At 38.4% G+C, this 19,710-nt stretch carries 14 protein-coding genes; 6 read left to right on the top strand and 8 right to left on the bottom strand.

The window, feature by feature from the left end; genetic code table 11:
* Positions 1 to 102: 102 nt before the first annotated feature.
* Positions 103 to 1,050, bottom strand: coding sequence for a bifunctional riboflavin kinase/FAD synthetase (locus ABIQ28_RS00610; protein WP_348034808.1), 948 nt, complete (start codon positions 1,048 to 1,050; stop codon positions 103 to 105).
* A gap of 279 nt (positions 1,051 to 1,329) precedes the next feature.
* Here ABIQ28_RS00610 and ABIQ28_RS00605 point away from each other — a divergent pair, with 279 nt between their 5' ends.
* Positions 1,330 to 4,584 carry a reprolysin-like metallopeptidase gene (locus tag ABIQ28_RS00605; RefSeq protein WP_348034807.1) on the top strand — a complete coding sequence of 1,085 codons (3,255 nt, stop codon included), beginning with the start codon at positions 1,330 to 1,332 and terminating at the stop codon, positions 4,582 to 4,584.
* Positions 4,585 to 4,770: 186 nt separating this feature from the next.
* On the opposite strand, the gene ABIQ28_RS00600 is transcribed toward ABIQ28_RS00605, so the two are convergent.
* The gene (locus tag ABIQ28_RS00600) at positions 4,771 to 5,964 is read right to left on the bottom strand and encodes a hypothetical protein (RefSeq protein WP_348034806.1); all 1,194 of its coding nucleotides are present in this window, start codon (positions 5,962 to 5,964) and stop codon (positions 4,771 to 4,773) included.
* Positions 5,965 to 6,023: 59 nt separating this feature from the next.
* A complete protein-coding gene (locus tag ABIQ28_RS00595) occupies positions 6,024 to 8,759 on the bottom strand; it encodes a TonB-dependent receptor (RefSeq protein ID WP_348034805.1) in 2,736 nt (911 codons plus the stop codon).
* A gap of 178 nt (positions 8,760 to 8,937) precedes the next feature.
* On the opposite strand from ABIQ28_RS00595, the gene dgt reads away from it, so the two are divergent.
* Both dgt and ABIQ28_RS00585 read left to right on the top strand, forming a co-directional pair.
* Positions 8,938 to 10,281, top strand: coding sequence for a dGTP triphosphohydrolase (dgt, locus tag ABIQ28_RS00590; protein WP_348034804.1), 1,344 nt, complete (start codon positions 8,938 to 8,940; stop codon positions 10,279 to 10,281).
* A 291-nt stretch (positions 10,282 to 10,572) separates the two neighbouring features.
* The gene (locus ABIQ28_RS00585; protein WP_348034803.1) at positions 10,573 to 10,728 is read left to right on the top strand and encodes a hypothetical protein; all 156 of its coding nucleotides are present in this window, start codon (positions 10,573 to 10,575) and stop codon (positions 10,726 to 10,728) included.
* Here the strand turns inward: ABIQ28_RS00585 and dxs are convergent.
* Entirely contained in the window at positions 10,705 to 12,483 is a 1,779-nt protein-coding gene (gene dxs / locus ABIQ28_RS00580) for a 1-deoxy-D-xylulose-5-phosphate synthase (protein WP_348034802.1), read from the bottom strand. The genes ABIQ28_RS00585 and dxs overlap by 24 nt on opposite strands.
* A gap of 61 nt (positions 12,484 to 12,544) precedes the next feature.
* Here dxs and ABIQ28_RS00575 point away from each other — a divergent pair, with 61 nt between their 5' ends.
* The gene (locus tag ABIQ28_RS00575; protein ID WP_348034801.1) at positions 12,545 to 12,994 is read left to right on the top strand and encodes a nucleoside deaminase; all 450 of its coding nucleotides are present in this window, start codon (positions 12,545 to 12,547) and stop codon (positions 12,992 to 12,994) included.
* Here the strand turns inward: ABIQ28_RS00575 and ABIQ28_RS00570 are convergent.
* The 3 genes from ABIQ28_RS00570 to ABIQ28_RS00560 form a co-directional block, all read right to left on the bottom strand.
* Entirely contained in the window at positions 12,991 to 13,227 is a 237-nt protein-coding gene (locus tag ABIQ28_RS00570) for a hypothetical protein (RefSeq protein WP_348034800.1), read from the bottom strand. The genes ABIQ28_RS00575 and ABIQ28_RS00570 overlap by 4 nt on opposite strands.
* 184 nt (positions 13,228 to 13,411) lie before the next feature.
* Positions 13,412 to 15,169 carry an aspartate--tRNA ligase gene (aspS, locus tag ABIQ28_RS00565; protein ID WP_348034799.1) on the bottom strand — a complete coding sequence of 586 codons (1,758 nt, stop codon included), beginning with the start codon at positions 15,167 to 15,169 and terminating at the stop codon, positions 13,412 to 13,414.
* A 102-nt stretch (positions 15,170 to 15,271) separates the two neighbouring features.
* The gene (locus tag ABIQ28_RS00560; protein WP_348034798.1) at positions 15,272 to 15,775 is read right to left on the bottom strand and encodes an RDD family protein; all 504 of its coding nucleotides are present in this window, start codon (positions 15,773 to 15,775) and stop codon (positions 15,272 to 15,274) included.
* A gap of 529 nt (positions 15,776 to 16,304) precedes the next feature.
* On the opposite strand from ABIQ28_RS00560, the gene ABIQ28_RS00555 reads away from it, so the two are divergent.
* Entirely contained in the window at positions 16,305 to 17,039 is a 735-nt protein-coding gene (locus ABIQ28_RS00555; protein WP_348034797.1) for a LytTR family DNA-binding domain-containing protein, read from the top strand.
* A gap of 11 nt (positions 17,040 to 17,050) precedes the next feature.
* Positions 17,051 to 19,036, top strand: coding sequence for a tetratricopeptide repeat protein (locus ABIQ28_RS00550; protein ID WP_348034796.1), 1,986 nt, complete (start codon positions 17,051 to 17,053; stop codon positions 19,034 to 19,036).
* On the opposite strand, the gene ABIQ28_RS00545 is transcribed toward ABIQ28_RS00550, so the two are convergent.
* Positions 19,022 to 19,660: a hypothetical protein gene (locus ABIQ28_RS00545; protein WP_348034795.1), complete on the bottom strand. Its 639-nt coding sequence runs from the start codon at positions 19,658 to 19,660 to the stop codon at positions 19,022 to 19,024. The two genes, ABIQ28_RS00550 and ABIQ28_RS00545, sit on opposite strands and share 15 nt — an antisense overlap.
* Positions 19,661 to 19,710: the final 50 nt, after the last annotated feature.

Raw genomic sequence — 19,710 nt, 5'->3', positions numbered from 1 at the left:
GTGCGACGCACCCAACCTGTAAAAATTGCGCCAATACTTTCCATGAAAATAAGAAAGCCGAAAATAATTCGAAACACAATCAGTGCACTGTTGTCTATATGTTTAAAGAGGAGTTTGTGCATTGCGGTTGGCAATAATTTGTTTGGCGTTAATTCGATCCTGTCTTAATTGCTCAATAAGTGCTTCAACCGATTCAAATTTTCGTTCATCCCTGAGTCGGTCTAAAAACGAGATTTTTAAATGCCGGTCGTAAAGGTCTTCATCCAAATCAAAAAAATGGGCTTCAATAGTTTTTTTATCGCCTTCAAATGTTGGGTTAACGCCAATATTCATCATGCCATAAATGGTTTTATTTTTATAAGAAGAAGCCACAACATAAACGCCATTTTTAGGAATGAGTTTATAGGTTTCATCAACGCTTATGTTTGCTGTAGGAAATTCCATTTTTTTGCCAAAACCTTTTCCTCTTACGACGGTGCCATTAATATAATAGTCATATCCTAAAAAGGCATTTGCCGTTTTAATATCGCCAGAAAGGAGCGATGACCTGATTTTGGTGGAGCTCACGGCAACATCTTTTACATCTTGGGCTGAAATTTCTTCAACTTCAAAACCGAATTCTGCTCCAAATTTTCTCAAATCGTCGATATTGGCACTTCGATTTTTGCCAAATTGATGATCATAACCAATGATGACATATTTGGCATGAAGCGTATCAACTAAAATCGTTTTGACAAAATCACGTGCAGAAAGGTTGGCGAAATCTTTTGTAAACTCTTTTACATAAATATAATCCAATCCTAAGGCTGATAAGATTTCTTTGCGTTCAGCAATGGTATTCAGGAGTTTAATATCTGAATTTTGCTGTAAGACCATGCGCGGATGCGGAAAAAAGGTAAGCACCACAGAATTTAAGTTCTTTTCAGACGCTTTTTTTGTGAGTTTTTTGATGATTTTTTGATGTCCGATATGAACGCCGTCAAAAGTGCCAATAGTAACTACTGACGGTGTTTGCGGAATGGAACGGTCTGATGCTGTAATTACCTTCAAGTGATTTTTTTGTAAAAATAACCATTTAAGAGGTTAAAAAAAATTACTATCTGTGAATTGGAGACCATGTAGGGTAATTTAAAAGATGGTTAAGAATATTACAGTTTTACGTTGAACATTTTCGATTTTTTAGAAGAATGACTATCCGGTAAGGAACTTGGATAAATTTGTGTTTTTCAAAGGACACTTAGAATCATTATACTTTTTTTGTGATCTATTTAATTTGAACGTAACTTTCACTGCTCTAAACGTTATCGTCGCGATACAATTATACATTCTATGAAAAACAAGTACTTAAAATCAAGTGTGTTCCTTGTCATGATTTTTGCCTTTTCGATGACTTTTGGTCAGCAAGGTAATTCTCCTTGGGCGATGATCACTAAGAACAGTGTTTCTCAAGAAAAAGTATTTCCTCAGGAATCTAAACCTTCAAAAGCGACCTATTATCAATTAGATATGTCGAATTTGAAATCCAAATTACAGAATGTGCCAGAGCGAACTTCGGGAATGCAATCCAAGGCGCTTCTTGATTTTCCAAATGCGGACGGCTCTATGGAAGTCTTCAGGATCATGGACTATTCAGTAATGGCGCCAGAACTTCAGGCCAAGTTCCCTGAAATCCGTTCTTATGTGGGTTATAGTTTGAAAAACCCTTCCACAGTTATTTATTTCAGTGTTTCCTCAGAAGGATTGCATACCATGACCATGTCCATGGACAAAGGCACTGAGTTTGTCAATCCTTACGCCACTGATGGTGTTTATAAAGCCTTTTCAAGACGCGATATTCCTGTGTCACAAAACTTATTTGAATGTGGTTTTATTGAAGACAATGTTTTTAATAGAAATAATTTAGAGGTTGATTTTACAGCGGCACGGAATGCCAATGATGGGACAACGCGTACCTTTAGATTGGCCGTTGGGACCAGTATTGAATACACTAATTTTCACGGAGGCACGGTAGCCTCTGCTTTGGCTGCGATTAATACCACGATGACCCGCGTCAATGGTATTTACGATAGAGAACTCTCCATGAGAATGACTTTAGTGCCTAATAATGATCTTCTGATTTCGACCACTGGCAATAGTCTTTTTTCAAATGGCGAAAATATTTCAGCTACTACCGGAATTATCAATGGACTAATTGGTGCAACCAGCTATGATATTGGACACACCTTTACCACTGGTTCGGGAGGTAGTGCGTATTTAGGCAGTGCTTGTGCAAATAACAAAGGCGCTGGAACAACGGGCTTGACAAATCCTGCAGGCGATCCATTTTCCATTGATTATGTAGCTCATGAAATCGGACATCAGTTTGGAGCTACGCATACCTTTAATGGAACTGCTGGTAATTGTTCTGGAGGAAATAGATCAAGTGAAACAGCTTACGAGCCAGGAAGTGGATCCACTATTATGGCTTATGCTGGTATTTGTAGTCCTCAAAATGTTCAAAACAACAGCAGTGATTATTTTCATCAAGCGAGTTTGCGTCAAATATGGACGAGTATTACGGTGGGCACCAGTACCTGTGCCGTTTTATCCCCTAATGGAAATACGGCACCTACAGCAAATGCCGGAGGATCCTATAGTCTTCCGATTTCTACGCCTTATAAGTTAACCGGCGCTTCAACAGATGTGGACGGCACTGCGACCCATACCTATACTTGGGAGGAATTTGATTTAGGACCAGCCGGTATGCCAGCAACAACTACAGAATTTGGTCCGATGGTGCGTTCTTTTCAAGGCACAGGAAATCGGGTGAGATACATTCCGAGATTGCCAGATGTCATTGCGAATGGTGGCATTTTATCAACCTGGGAAAAGTTGCCTTCAGTAGGAAGGGTTCTTAATTTTGTTTTAACCGTTAGAGATAATGATCCAAGAGGCGGGCAGACAGCTGTTGATGCTATGAAGGTAACAGCCGTAGCATCTGCTGGCCCATTTAAGGTCACTTCACAAACGTCGAATGTGACTTGGGAAGTGGGGGCAAATAAAACTGTTACTTGGGATGTAGCCAATACCAATGTCGCTCCCATAAACACTTCAATGGTCAACATCAATCTTTCCATAGATGGTGGCGTGACTTTTCCTTATACCTTGGCATCCAATGTGGCTAATGATGGGGCGCATCAAATTTCAGTTCCGAGCGGAACGGTCACTACTAAAGCACGAATTATGGTGGAAAGTGTTGGCAATATATTTTATAATGTGAACACTTCTGATTTCAAAATTATCAATGTTGACTTTCTTTTAAATTTTTCGAACTCGTCAGTTGTAGCTTGTCAACCTAATAATGCCGTTTATAATTTTACTTACAACACGTATCAAGGGTTCAATCAAAGTGCAACTTTTTCGGCTACCAATTTACCAGCGGGAACTACGGCGACATTTAGCCCAGCGTCCGCAATTGCTAATGGTACACCGGTAACTATGACGGTTAGTAATATGGGAAATGCTACTCCAGGGAGTTATACTATTACCGCAACAGGTACTTCAGGTACTAAAATCAATAGTTCGGCGGTGTTACTTGAGGTGTTTAATGGCACTATTGCGGCAGTCCCTTTATTGACTCCGACCAATGGCGCTGACGGACTTTATAAAGACGTGACTTTAACTTGGGGAAATGATATTAATGTGGAAGAGTACATGGTGGAGATTTCAACCACTAGTAATTTTAATACGCTTTTGGAATCGCATACAACTGCAGCCACTTCTCATTCACTAAGCTTAGCGCCAGCGACGGTTTATTATTGGAGGGTTAAGGCATTAAATCAATGCTCAACAGGTACGACTTCTGCAGTGTATAGTTTTTCTACCGGAATTCCAACCTGTGGATATTCATTTACGGCAACAGATACGCCGATTGTAATCTCTGCAGAGGGTTCAAATACTTATACTTCGACAATTGCCGTGAAAGAAAATTTGCCGATAACCGATGTCAATGTAAAGGTTAATATTACCCATTCATTGGTGAGCGATTTACGTTTGATTTTGATAAGTCCGTCCGGTGCCCAAGTTATTTTGACAGAAAATAATGGCGGTTTTTTTGATGCTAATTTTACGAACACTATTTTTGATCAAGAAGCTGCAACCTCCATCACTTCAGTTGATGCTCCATTTACAGGATCTTTTAAGCCCGAAGGAGATTTATCCATCCTTTATGGCGAAATGTCTGCAGGCAATTGGAAACTTCAAGTTACAGACGCTTATAACGTCGATGGCGGAAGCATAAATGAATTTACATTAGAGTTTTGTCTGTCGCAGCCCTTATTTGTTGAGAAACATAGCTTTGAGGCCTTTGATGTTTTTCCAAATCCTAACAATGGCGATTTTACCGTCAAATTAAAATCTTATTCAGGAGCCGCTATCAAAATAGATATTTATGATATGAGAGGCAGAAAGCTATTTGAAAATAGTTTTAAGAATCCGATTAACTTTAGAGAAGTGATCCGCTTGGACAATGCACCATCGGGAATGTATGTAATCCATATTTCGGATGGGTTAAGGAGCGTCACGAAGAAGATCTTAGTAAAGTAATGGTCCTTAAAAACAAACCAAAAGCCGTCTCATGTGTCAAGTTGAGACGGCTTTTTTATGGTCGATACTTTCAATATCTATGTTAGATATGCATTTGGTCAAAAAAAAAGACCCTTTCAAAATTATGAAAAGGTCTTTTGCAAGTTAGGGACTTCACTCAAATGGTTTCAATAATTTGCAATTTAATTATAGACCTACAGTCCAACCGTTGGCCCAAGTAGGTTTAGCAGTTCCGTTGCCGGCTCCTGTAGCATTTTCGTTTATGCTGTATACTGAAGATACATCAACCGCTGCACCAGCTGTGTTTTTTCCAACGGATAGCGTTGTGACCTTGTCAAACTTGACGTTAGTCGCAACCAATGAACCCGCAGTTACATAACCAATGCTTTCATCATGTTGAATGTCGAAACCTGTTTTCCAATTGCTCAAAACCAAGTTGTCAAATTTAGCTTTGGTACCCACTCTTAATTTTATGGCTTGCGATTCTGAACTGGTGTCTGCAGCTCCTAAACCAATTAACGTCAGGTTTTTGATGGTAGGATTAGAGATAGGTGTTGCCAAGTGATTGTTTGAATTGTTATCGGCTTCAATTCCTCTATTTCCTGCATTCGTTCGGATGCCGTACCAGTTTTCGCCAGTTCCTGACCAACCTTCAGTCCAGTCGAACAAATCATCTCCAACCTGATCCGTGAAATTCGTCACTACCAGATATTTTGCGTTGGCAGTTCCTCCAAAAAATTCAAAACCATCATCTGAACCTTCATGAATTTGTACATATTCTATTGTTGTTCCGCTACCGACTCCAAATAATGAAAGCCCGTTGAATTCTTTTTCTGAATTGTAAGCGAAACCTGAATATTCTATTCTTAAATATTTTATAGAACCTGAATTATCAGCACTATCTCCACCGCCATAGGTTAAGTCGGAAACTTCGGCCGATGCTGTCGTGCCTTTGTTAATCGGAGCATTTCCACATACTACCAATCCGCCCCAAGCGCCAGGAGCTTGAGTGGTCGCCGTCATGACTACAGGTTTTGTAGCCGTTCCTTGCACGTCAATTTTACCGTTTTGTGCTACCGCAATATATCTTACGGAAGCAAAATCATCGTTTGATACCGAAGTTGCTTCTATTTTAACCCCTTCTTTAATGGTCAATTTAGCGCCTGCGTTTACAATGAGTTTTCCGGTTAATTTATACGTTCCGGATTCTAAAATGACTTCTCCATCTTTAATTTCTCCAGTAAGGTTGTTACGGTCTAAAATAAATGATGTGCCGTCTGGGTCAGGAAATGGATTGTCGTCATTATTTGAACAGGATGTTGTAAATATCAAGCCTGATAAAAATGCTATTCCTAAAATTTTCGAAATTGTTTTTTTCATAATGTTTAGTTGTTAATTGTTTTGATTTAAAAATGATTGTGTGGTTATAATTAAGAGGTTTAGAGTTTGTAGTTCAAGCCCAGTTTGAAAAAAGCACCATGTTTGTATGATAATACGGTAATGTTTTCTGAAGCATTTTCTTGAACTCTTTCGATAGCTGGATTCAGCAAGTTTTTGATCGTAAAATCAATGCCTAAATTTTTATTTATTTTGGTTTTAAAGATGAAGTCGAAAGTACCTACGCTCTTGTCAACCAAGTTTCCTTTAGTCTCGACCCCAAGCGCATAAAGTCTGTCTGAAGTATAAGAATAGGCCAGCGTCGCCATCAGATTCCCGTTGTTTTTGAAATCCTTGAAATAGGAGATGTCTGCATTCAATAAGAAATCCGCAGCTCCTGTAAAGCTTGAGGTGTCATGGGTAAGATTAGTGTTGTAATTGGTTTCTTTTCTTATTTTGTCAGAATCTAAATCTTGATGAGTTTGCATATAAGAGGCATTAAGTCCTGCGGAAAGTTTATGGGACTGCGCTTCATCAAAGCTGAAAATATCTTTTCTGACTTCAATTTCTGCGCCATACACATAACCAGAATCGCCTGTGTTTAGGAACGAAATATCATTGGTAGAAGAGGCTAAAGTGATTTCGTTGATGGGATCCAAAATGTATTTTCCAAAAGCGGTTAGGGATAAAAGCTCTGAGTTTTTAGGGAAAATTTCCCATTTTAAATCGAGGTTATAGTTTTGTGAAGGATAGAGGTCTGGATTACCAACTTTTACTTCGGTCACATCTTCGTAAATGAAAAGTGCGCGTTCTTTAAATTGTGGTAAGGTGTAAGTTTTACTGGCGCCTAAGCGTAAATTTTGTTTTTCATCTAATTCATACTTCAAAATGAGGCTTGGCAAAAACTCGTTTCTGTTGAAGGTGTTGCTTTTTCCCGAAGCATCCAATTGCGTTCTCCAGGATACGGTCTGTTCTACTTTTTCAAATCGTAAGCCTGCCATGGCGCTCAGTTGATCTGAAAGTTTATATTCCAAACTCGCAAAACCTGCGTGAATTGTTTGTTCGCCATTATAAGTTTGCGGGGTTAAACCTGCAAAGGATTCGATACCAAACAACCCGTTTTCAAAGTTTTGTTGATTCAAGAATGAGTCCAAATCATCAGGATAAACTGGCGTATTTAATTGACTTCCAGCGATCCTAAAATTGAACTGAATGGCTTCAAAATCACGTTTTTTAAATCGTCCGTTATATCCTAAGGTCATTTCCCCCTTGGAATTGCCATTCGCTTCTTCATCTAATTTATAACTTACCGATAGATTGGCGGCCAACTCATCCTCTATCAAATTTTGATAATAGCGGTGGTTGTCGGTAATGGTATTTTGCGCAAACATGTAACCGTTAGAAACGTCCGAATACTTCAAGGTGTTTTGAGTTCTATCTGGCATATCGCCTTCTACTTTATTGTAAGATGCTGCCCAATCAAAATCGAACTTATCCGACAGTTTATGATTTCCCAACAATTGGTTGATGAAGAGCGTATTCTGAATGTAGGTGCTGCTTTTAATGAGTCCGTTGTCATCTTCGGCAATGTCACGAATAAACCCTTGATAAGTATCTCTGGATTGGCTTGAGGAATTTACCATCAAAAAGTTATAGGCTATTTTATGGTTGGCGTTCATGCGGTAATTCGCATTGAACATTCCCGTGGCATTGGTGTTATAAGAAAAACGCTCTTGATGGAAAGATTTCAGTTTTGCACCTTGTGCATTGACGCTCTGGTTAATGCCTTCGCGATATTCAAAACCATTATCAAAACTAGCGGTTGCAAATAGATGAAGACTTCCTTCTTGGCCAACATTAAAAGATTGACCGGCTTTTAAGCCAATAGTACTGCCTAACGGTTTTTCTTTTATGGGTGCCAAACTGTTTTCAAAATTATAGCCGTTAAGAGGGTTGTTAGGAATACCATAAGATGAAAAGCCAGATCTGCTTGGGCCATTCTGAAGTTTAAAGTCATTGAATTTAGCCATGGCATTGGTGCCTAAAGTGCTGCCTAATGATAACTCTAACATGCCTTTTCCTTTGTAGTCGATGGACGTTATATCAACGTTTCCACCGGCAAAATCCCCCGAGATTTTAGGCCCGTAAACTTTATCAATCGATATAAACTCGACGATATCTGTAGAAAAGAGATCTAATGCAATGTTTTTCCTTTCAGGATCATTGGAACTTATCGGAAGACCGTTAAGTGATGTGGAGTTATAGCGATCTCCCAAGCCACGCACGTAAATCGTGTTGGAGCCTTCCTGTTTTGAAACGCCTGTTGTTTTGATAACCGCGCTAGCCACATCGCTCACGCCTTTTCTTGACAATTCCTCGATACCGATATTCTGCTTGATTTCAATGGCTTTTTTTTGATCCAACAATAAAGCGACTTCACTTTCTTTTCGAGTGGTGGTTGAAATGACCACTTCATCTAAAGTGTCGGCACTGGCGACCATGTCCACATTAATGCTGACGATTTTTCCCGCAGTCAGTGCCACCTCCAATTCCTGGGTTTGATACCCAACAAAACTGTAGATTAAGGTGTAGCGGCCTTCGTTTAAATTGTCAAAACTGTAAGTGCCATCCATGTCCGAGGTCGTCCCGATGGTGGTTCCTTTTATAAGTACGTTTCCAAAAGCTAAAGGCTCATCATTATATTCTTTATCAATCAATTTTCCAGCAATCGAAGCTGTAGATTGTGCGCTAAGGATGGAGGTAAAAATAAGGGGCAGTAGTGTTAAAATGTACTTCATTTGTTGTTATGATTATTCATTGCAAAGAAAGTCATGATGCCCAAGAAGGAGGTTAACTCAAGATGAAACCTAAGTCATATAATAGTTAGCTTAATGTTAGTTTTAGGTAAATTATTGCAAATCGGACTTCTTAATTTAACATTGAAAAATGTATCTTGCAGGCGTATAAAATCTTACTATGAACTGGGAGCAATTATTATCATTAAAACGATTTGGAGACACGCACAAACGTATTCGGAAAGAACAGGATGAAACACGTTTGGGTTTTGAAGTCGATTATGATCGTGTCATTTTTTCTTCAGAATTTAGAAGTCTTCAGGATAAAACCCAAGTCATTCCATTGTCAGAAATTGATTTTGTACATACTCGTTTGACACATAGTCTGGAAGTCAGCGTCGTAGGACGAAGTTTAGGCCGTCGTGTGGGCCAGAAAGTATTGGCCAAATACCCACATCTTCAAAATATTCATGGCTATCAAGCCAACGATTTTGGCGCTATTGTGGCTGCGGCTGCCTTGGCCCATGACATTGGGAATCCGCCGTTTGGGCATTCTGGGGAAAAAGCGATCGGTGAATTTTTTAGAAATGGCAAAGGCAAACATTTCCAAACCCATCTGACGGATAAAGAATATCAGGACTTATGTGATTTTGAAGGAAATGCGAACGGTTTTAAAATTTTAACGGAAAGCCGCGTAGGCAGATTGGGAGGTTTGCGTTTAAGTTATGCCACGCTTGGTGCTTTTACGAAATATCCTAAGGAATCCTTGCCTAAAAAACCAACCTCACATATCGCCGATAAAAAATACGGGTTTTTCCAAAGTGAAAAAGCGGCTTTTGTTGAGGTTGCTGAAGAACTTGGACTTGTGAACCGTACAGGAAATCAAGATTTAAGCTATGCCCGCCACCCTTTAGCTTTTCTGGTAGAAGCTGCAGATGATATCTGCTATACCATTATCGATTTTGAAGATGGTATCAACCTCGGTTTGATCGATGAGGAATATGCCTTGGAATATCTGATTAAATTGGTAAGAGATACCATCAATACGAATAATTATCATGCTTTATCCAATACGGAAGACCGCATCAGCTATTTGCGTGCGTTGGCCATCAGTACCTTGATCAATGAAACGGTCGAGTTGTTCATGACGCATGAAGAAGATATTCTCAGTGGAAAATTTGATAAAGCCTTGATGGACGTTTCGAAATATCAGGCCCAAATCAAGGATATTATAAAACTAAGTGTTGAAAAAGTTTACCAATCGGAAGAAGTCGTGGATAAGGAAATCGCCGGATTTAAGATAGTTGATGGCATCCTGGATGTTTTTACAGATACGATAGTTAACCACCACCAAGGCACCTTAAGTAACTATCATAAGTTAATTCTTAAAATTTTTCCAAAAACCTTAGATTTGAACCAAGGAACCTTATATGATAGCTTAATGGGCATTTGTAATTATGTGGCTAAATTTTCAGATAGTAAGGCTATTTTGACGCATAAGAAATTGAGAGGGACGCATTTCTAAAAATTATCGTCCGACAAAGAATTAAGACCGCTGCGCTTTTAGAACCAAGAACAAAGACTGAACACGTAAAGTATTGAAATTTTGGATTATGATCTTTTTAGTGTGGATTTATAAAAACAGAAAGATTAAGAACATTAACGAATTAAAGCGCTGAAAGATCTTCATCGATACTATTGGCTAAGAAGATCAATAAAGTTTTAATTGGGTAAAAGTATTCTTTATTTGCACTTCAACGAATTAATTTGCTTTTAGTCAATTTCGTTTATTTAAAGTATTCCTAACTGAATTATTATGAAAAAGAATGCTTTTGGCGCCTTAGTTATTCTGTTGATAACGGTCGCTTTTTTATTTGTAGTTAATGATCTTTCAAAGTCGAATGATCCCGTTCATGCGAATGCACATAATGAGCATCAACAGTCCGATTTAGTTGGACTTGATCGCGAGTAACGCCACTTCAATACTTTTGACAATATGATCGGTGTCAAACTGTGCCAATTGTTGCAATTGCGCAACGCTACCTTGTTCCACGAAAGCATCGGGAACGCCTAATATCTTTATAGGAGTATAATACTGATGTTCTGCGGCAAACTCTAAAATTGCTGAGCCAAATCCACCCTTAACAGTGCCATCTTCAACCGTAATGATGTATTTAAAGGATTTGAAAACTTCATGTAAAAGTGCTTCATCCAAAGGTTTTACAAAACGCATATCATAATGGGCAATTGTATCTTTAGCATCTACTTTTAAAAGCGCTTCTTTTGCGTTTTGGGCGATGAATCCGACAGTTAAAACAGCAATGTCTTTTCCTGATTTGAGTACTTCGCCTTTGCCAATCTCCAGTTTTTTATAAGGTTGTTTCCAATCAGGAATCACACCATAGCCACGCGGATATCTGATGGCGATGGGATGTTGAAGTCCCAGTTGAGCGGTGTACATGATGTTGCGCAATTCAGTTTCGTCGCGAGGGGCGAAAATGATGAGGTTGGGAATGCATCTCAAATAGGCCAAATCAAAAACGCCATGATGGGTTGCACCATCTTCGCCCACTAATCCGGCGCGGTCCAAGCAAAAAATGACTGGCAAATTCTGCAGCGCGACGTCATGAATCACTTGGTCATAAGCACGCTGCAAAAACGTCGAATAAATATTGCAAAAAACCACCATGCCTTGTGTGGCCATACCTGCGGAAAGTGTCACGGCATGTTGCTCTGCAATACCCACATCGATGGCGCGATCAGGCATTTGGTCCATCATGAATTTTAAGGAACTTCCGGTTGGCATTGCAGGTGTGATACCGACAATCTTTGGGTTATGTTCTGCTAATTCAAGTAGTGTTAATCCAAAAACATCCTGAAATTTTGTGAGCGACGATGCTGATTTTGTAATCAAATCGCCTGTTGTGGCGTCGAATTTTCCTGGGGCATGATAGATGACCTGGTTTTCTTCTGCTTGTTTTAAGCCTTTTCCTTTGGTGGTAATTACATGCAGGAACTTTGGTCCTTTTACAGTTTTTAATCGTTGAAGTTCTTTGATAAGCGCATCCAAATCATGGCCATCAATCGGTCCGGTATAATCAAAATTTAAGGCTTCAAAAATATTATCCTGTTTTTGAATGCCATTCTTAACATTGGTCAAATATTGTTTGAGGGCGCCGACGCTTGGATCAATCCCGATCGCATTATCATTGAGGATGACCAATAAATTAGCATCCGTAACGCCAGCATGGTTCAAGCCTTCAAAAGCCATCCCGCTGGCAATGGAAGCATCGCCAATAATGGCCACATGGTGTCTATCTTCGCCTTTTAATTGCGAGGCAATGGCCATTCCTAATGCTGCTGAAATAGAAGTAGAGGAGTGTCCAACGCCAAAAGTGTCGTAATCACTCTCCTCCCGTTTTGGAAAACCACTGATACCATGAAGTTGTCGGTTGGTATGAAAAAGCGACTTTCTACCGGTTAATAGTTTGTGTCCGTAAGCTTGATGGCCAACATCCCAAACCAACAAATCTTCCGGTGTGTTAAAGACATAATGTAAAGCGATGGTCAGTTCAACAACCCCAAGACTCGCGCCCAAATGCCCTTCTTTGGTGGCCACGATATCAATAATAAATTCCCGCAATTCTTTGGCGAGTTGTGGTAAATCATCTTGATTTAATGCTCTTAAATCGGAAGGAAAATTGATATGATCCAATAATTTTTTCATCTGATTACAAATGTAACACTTGAAATTGTATTTTTGATTTTTAACCCTTGAAGATTGTACCGTGGAAAATCCCTTTGACGACGTTTATTTTATGAGAAAAGCTTTACAGGAAGCTGAGATTGCTTTTGATAAAGGCGAGATTCCTGTGGGTGCCGTCATTGTGATTGACAATAGAATCATTGCCAGAGCGCATAACTTAACGGAGCTTCTTACAGACGTCACAGCGCACGCCGAAATGCAGGCCATAACTGCGGCCTCCAATTTTTTAGGCGGAAAGTATCTGACTAACTGTACCCTTTATGTGACCTTGGAGCCTTGCCAAATGTGTGCAGGTGCTTTATATTGGAGTCAAATAAGCAGAATTGTTTACGGCGCAACCGATACCGAAAGAGGCTGTAAAGTATTAAATACCAGGCTTCATCCAAAAACTGTCATGGTTGGCGGTGTTTTAGCAGATGAAGCAGCACAATTGCTAAAACGATTCTTTATTGAAAAACGGAATCTGAATTAAAACTTCTTCTCCTTGCCTTTCTCGCGCATCTTGTCAAGATTTTCTTTCGTCAGCATATAGTCCTTGAAGTTTTTATCTTTCCATCGGTAATAGGAGAATATAGGAAATACAACAAAGAATAAACCAGCGATGCCAAAGCCGATCATTTTTTGAGAATATTCCGTTTCGAAAATAAAACCTCCGGCAATACTGCATAAGGTAAGAATAGATAGGATAATAATTAAATATTTCATTGTTTGTTTAAAAAATTAGACGCGAATTTTTCCCGAAATTACCCGTTCTGTGAACATACTGGCGTAAATTATTACTGTTAATTTCACGAATGAAAATAGACTTTCAGTCTGTTTAAAACCTCTAAGGTACTTTAGTTAAAGTTTGTTTTCTTATAAAAAAGTCCTGCGTTATGCAGGACTTAAATTATTTTGATTTCAAGTTCAATTTTAAACTTAATTCTTCGAGTTGTTTATCATCAATCGGCGCAGGTGCGTCAATCATCACATCACGGCCAGAATTGTTTTTCGGGAACGCAATAAAATCACGAATGGTTTCCTGTCCGCCCAAAATGGCCACTAATCGATCTAATCCAAAGGCTAATCCACCGTGAGGAGGTGCGCCATATTGGAAAGCATCCATTAAAAATCCGAATTGCGCTTTAGCTTCTTCAGGCGTAAATCCTAAATAATCAAACATTAAGGCTTGGGTTTTTTTATCGTGGATTCTGATTGAACCACCACCAATTTCGTTGCCGTTCAATACCAAATCATAAGCATTCGCTTTTACAGCACCTGGATCGGTTTTCAAAAGTTCCAACTGTCCTGGTTTTGGCGAGGTAAATGGATGGTGCATGGCGTGGTAACGTTTGGTGTCTTCATCCCATTCCAATAATGGGAAATCGACCACCCATAATGGTGCGAATACTTTAGGATCGCGCAAGCCCAAACGGGTTGCCAATTCCATTCGTAAGGCACTTAATTGTGTTCTTACTTTATGGGCGTCTCCGGAAAGGACACAAATAAGGTCTCCAGGTTTTGCGCCAGTTATTTCTGCCCATTTGGCCAAATCATCTTGATCATAAAATTTATCGACCGACGATTTATGAGAGCCGTCCTCATTGTAACGTGAATAGACCATGCCTAAAGCACCGATTTGGGGGCGCTTTACCCAATCAATCAATTGGTCAATTTCTTTACGGGTATAACTGTTTCCGCCAGGAACTGCAATTCCTACCACCAATTCAGCTGTATTGAAAACGCCAAAATCTTTATGTTGTGCTACGGCGTTCAATTCTCCGAATTCCATCCCAAAACGGATATCTGGTTTGTCGTTACCATATTTTTGCATGGCTTCGTCATAGGTCATACGTGGGAATTCTTCAATGTCGATGCCATTGACTTCTTTCAACAAATGACGGGTTAATCCTTCAAAGGCGATTAAGATATCTTCTTGCTCAACAAAGGCCATTTCACAGTCAATTTGTGTGAATTCTGGCTGTCTGTCGGCACGTAAATCTTCATCTCTAAAGCACTTCACAATCTGGAAATATTTATCCATGCCACCAACCATCAACAGTTGTTTGAAAGTTTGCGGACTCTGTGGAAGCGCATAAAATTGTCCTTCGTTCATGCGGCTTGGCACGACAAAATCGCGCGCGCCTTCTGGCGTTGACTTTATTAAATAAGGAGTTTCAACTTCTATAAAACCTTCTTTAGATAAATAATTGCGGACTTCTTGTGCTACTTTGGCTCTAAAAATCAAACTGTTTTTTACAGGATTTCTACGGATGTCCAAGTAACGGTATTTCATACGTAATTCTTCACCACCATCTGTATCATCTTCAATCGTAAAAGGCGGGAGAAGTGAGGCATTCAGAATGGTCAATTCTGTCACCAGAATCTCAACATCACCTGTTGGTAGGTTAGGGTTTTTGGAAGCGCGTTCAATAACGGTGCCTTTAACTTGAATGACGAATTCACGACCTAAGTTTTGTGCTTGTTCCATCAAGGCTTTTGGAGTGCGTTCCTCATCAAAAACAAGTTGAGTAATGCCGTAGCGGTCGCGTAAATCGATCCAAAGCATGAAGCCTTTATCGCGGCTCCTTTGAACCCAACCTGAAAGTGTAACCTCATTATTGATATGTGATGCTCTTAACTCACCACAGTTGTGACTTCTGTACATAGTATGAAAAATTGAAGTGCAAATTTAATGAAGTTAAATGAGTATCAAATAAAAAGGGAAAACAATTGTTGGTGTTTCTCCTATGTCAGAGACATGGCGTGTTTATTCGGTCCATTGACCTATTTGGTCGATTTCAGTTGCTAGTAATTGCCCCGCTTCAAACTTTGCAATATCCACGACATAAGTTTTAGAAAAGGAATCATGCCAGCCTTTGCCCTTAACGCCAAGAAATGAAAGGCCGTCAAATGGAATGAGTCTACATAAAGTTCTGATTAAAATATCCTTGGGAGTCGGCTCTTCTCCATTTTGCATAATAACTTTAGTGTTTGTGGCGTATTTGCCTAAAGATCTAAAGGTTAGGCTTTCAAAAGTGAAGTAATAAAGTAAAAGCAGCAAGTAGCTGATCGTCAGGTCCTCTATGGTTGATAGTTCAGTGAAAAACTGACCCATTTCGTAATATCCCAAGTAATCGCCTATATAAACGGAAGCAAAACCAAGAACGAACATGATCACATATTGAGTAATTATATCGATAAGATAGTTTAAGAAACGTTTGTTTTTACTGGCAAGCATTTCTTCAGTGATAATAATATTTTGAACCTTCATGTTTTAAGCGGCTAGTGTTGATAAATATACAATTATCAAACAAAGATTGGAAAGGATTATTTGTCAAAATTTAAAATGAAGTTCTTGGTGATTTACAGCCATAAAAAAAGAGAGCGCAAATAGCGCTCTCTTTAACCCTCATAATTAATTAAACTAACTCACCCATTACTAAAGGATAACTTTGTATTGGTAAAGCCGTCTAATACAAAAGTCAGAGATTACCCCTGACTTTTATTGATTAATAGCATTTAATCTAAAAGTGAATCCCCACGATCACTTTTTAATTGTACTGGGAAATTAAATAAATCCCTGGTCAAATGTCATGAATTTTAATTGCATCTACGTGGATTAATGTATGGTTGGTAGGAAAAACTGTATAGTTGGTAATTCTTGCACAGTTGTTAAATTATTTCGGCTTAAAATAATTATCACGGTCTATATTTTTTACATATGTACCCGTTATACATTAAATGATACTAACTACACATCTTTAGATGAACTTCAGGACGAATAGTATTATATTTAAACCATGATAAAAGCAGTAATTGTTGATGATGAGCCTAAGGCAATCCAAAGTTTGACATGGGAGCTTTCAAACTTTAAGGATGACATTGAAGTGATCAAAACATTCACAAGTCCTGAAGATGCTATTGATTATTTGGACAATAGCGCATTGGATTGTTTGTTTTTGGATATTCAAATGCCAACCATGGATGGTTTTCAGTTTTTGGGGAAACTCACGAATAAAGATTTTGCAGTGGTGATCACCACAGCCTACAATGAATTTGCCATAAAAGCTTTAAAGCACGAGGCTATTGATTATTTGTTGAAGCCTATTGATTCCGATGATTTAAAGGAAACCATCAAGAAGGTTAAAAAGCATAGTTCTAAAAAGTTGAATTCTAATAAAATTGAAGAAGTCCTGGTTAATTTTACTTCAAAATTTAACCAAAAGAAGATTACCATTAATACCGATGGTAAGCTTATATTCTTAGATGCAGATGATATTTTATTTGTCGAATCAGACGGTAATTACAGTACGATCGTCTTAGAGAATGATCCAAAAATTGTAATCACTAAGAAATTGAAAGAAATGAGTGAGGTTTTGCCCGAAAACCAGTTTTTCAGAATTCACAACTCGTACATCATCAATTTAAAAAAAATCAAGGAATTTATAAAGAATGAAGGTTATGTGGTAATGGAATCAAATGACAGAATTCCAGTGGCAAGACAACGGAAATCAGACTTTTTAGAAAAGCTATAATCAGATTCACCATGTTTTTTATCATACGCACAAGGCTTTTAAAAGAATCTTTAAGGCTATTTCTAATGGGGATAGTGTTTTTAGGTGGCGTCATTTCTCTTGAGGCTCAAAATAGAAGCGATGCCGATTTTAAACATGTACTTGAAAGCTTTCAAGGTCATTGGCCCAAACAATATAGTGAAATGGACTCGTTATTCTCAAGGTTTAAGAATGACAGTCTGATTTTAAAGGAATTGATCACTAAATCCTCTAAGGAAAATGCCTTGGAAGTTGAGATTTATGCCCTTAACAAGTTGGGGGAAATTTATAGAAATCGATCCTTATATGATAAATCCTTAAAAACGCACCGACGGGCTGAACAATTAGCGGAAGAAGCTAGTGATATTGAGTTAAAGATTATTAGTCTTAATATGATAGGCGTCGTTTATCGGCGTATGGATTTCATAAAACCAGCACTGGATTATCATAAAAAAGCATTGGATATTGCTAATTCCGTTAAAAGTCCATCGAAAGAATTAAAGTTGAGCATTGCGGTTTCTCAAAACAGTATGGGGAATATCTATTTGACACTAAAGCAGTATGATTTGGCCATTGAGCAATTTGAAAAGTCATTGGTCATTGAAAGTCAATCGGGCAACAGATTGGGCTTGGCGATTAATTACCACAACCTTGGATATGCTGATGAGGCCAAAGGACTTTTAGATCTTGCCTTACAAAATTATAAGCGCTCCCTGAATTATAACGAGCAGATCAATTCTGAAGTGGGGCGAGTCATCTGCTACAATAGTATCGGACAGGTTTATATCAAGCAAAAAAAGTTTAAGGATGCTAAGGTTATCATCGAAGAAGGCGTAAAAAAAGCACTTCAATTAGGCGATCAGTATTATTTGGCCTATGCCTATATCAATTTGGGCTGGGTGCAAAATGAATTGGAGATGGATGAATTAGCGGAGGGCAATCTTAAGAAAGGATTGGAGATTTCTGAAGCTTTTGGGTTAAAAACATCTATTGTTGATGCTCATAAGCATCTTTCAGAATTATATAAGAAAAATAGGAATTACGAAAAAGCTTTATATCATTTTGAGCAAGCCGTTGAACTTGAGAAAACCATTTTTACGGATCGTAATATGCAATATGTGAGCGATATTATCATTCAGTATGAAAATGAAGCTAAAAACAACGAGATTTTACAACTTGCCAGCGAAAATGAATTGGTAAAATCAAAGCTCCAACGCAATCAAACTATATTCTGGTCGGCGCTTTTGACATTGGCTATTGTGGCCGGCACCACGATTGCTGTCAGTAGAAACAGGCAATTGAAACATGAAAAACAGATTTTGACTTTAGAGCAGGACATGTTGAGAAGTCAGATGAATCCGCACTTTATCTTCAATTCCCTAAATTCAATTAAGCTTTATATTATCAATAATGATAAGGAAAATGCCGTTTATTATTTAAACAAATTTTCAAAATTTATCCGAAAAATATTGATCGCTTCTACTGAAAAAGTGATCTCCTTAGAAGACGAATTGGATACCATGCAGCTTTATATGAACATTGAAAACATCCGGTTTTCTAATGATATCAATTTTGAAATAAAGGTTGAACCTGGTATTAATATTTCGACTATTAAAGTGCCGTCATTGATTTTACAGCCTTTTCTTGAGAATGCATTATGGCACGGACTTTCTTCCAAAAAAGAAGACAAACAAATCGAATTACGAGTGTATAAGGTCAATAATGATTTTATTAATATTTCGACTACTGATAATGGCATTGGCAGAAAAGCTTCAGAAAAAATTAATCATGATCGGGTGCTCAAAAGAAAATCAGTTGGTTTAGCGATTACTAAAGCGCGATTGGCTAATTTTTCCAAAGGGTTTACGACAGATTATAAAATGGACATTGAGGATTTGTATGATACGCAGGAAAATCCAATAGGTACTCGTATTGTGGTACATATTCCAACACGGACCAATAATTTAAAAACGATCTAATTGCAGGCCAAAAGGTGTGGCAGGAAGTTTATTTTTCCAATCCTCGCCAAATTTTGAAATTAAGTAGGCTTCTATTCTTTTGTTGGTTTGCATCGCTGTTTTAAATGAAATTGGATCGACCACGCAGTTTTCACTGATAAATCCTACACCATAAGCGCTTTTAAAAATCTTGGCAGCTTCAGGATCGATGGCGACTAATCCATGAGCTATAAAATTTATACTGCCCAACGCGATGCCTTCTTCAAGGTGTTCTGTTGAAATGTTGGAAATGTCTTGCATTGGAAAACGTCTCTCGGTTGGAGCTAAGGCCACCTCTTTTGTTTTGTTTTCCAATCGAATGGTTATGACGTTTTTTCGTTCTGTAATCTTCACAGGATAAGATGTGAAAGCATGAACATCCTCCGAGTAAAATCTAAAATGATATTTCCCATATTTAGGAAGTTGAATGGTAAAACTATCTAATGAATTTACTTGAATACTTTGATTGGTTTCTGTAATATAGAATACGCCTGAAATGGATGTATTATCAGTATTATTTTCGAAAGTGATTAGGGCTGTAATTGGCCTAGAAAAAACGGAAGTTATAGAGGTGGTTAAAACGAGGAGGCAAATAATTGCTTTCATGAGATATGTTTTGAATACATTCAAAAATAAGGAAATTGGAGCGTGCGTTT

The sequence above is a fragment of the Gelidibacter sp. genome (assembly GCF_039916245.1).
Lineage (GTDB): Bacteria > Bacteroidota > Bacteroidia > Flavobacteriales > Flavobacteriaceae > Gelidibacter.
The sequence above is the reverse complement of the archived record's forward strand: the minus strand, read 5'-3'. Positions and strand labels throughout refer to the sequence as shown.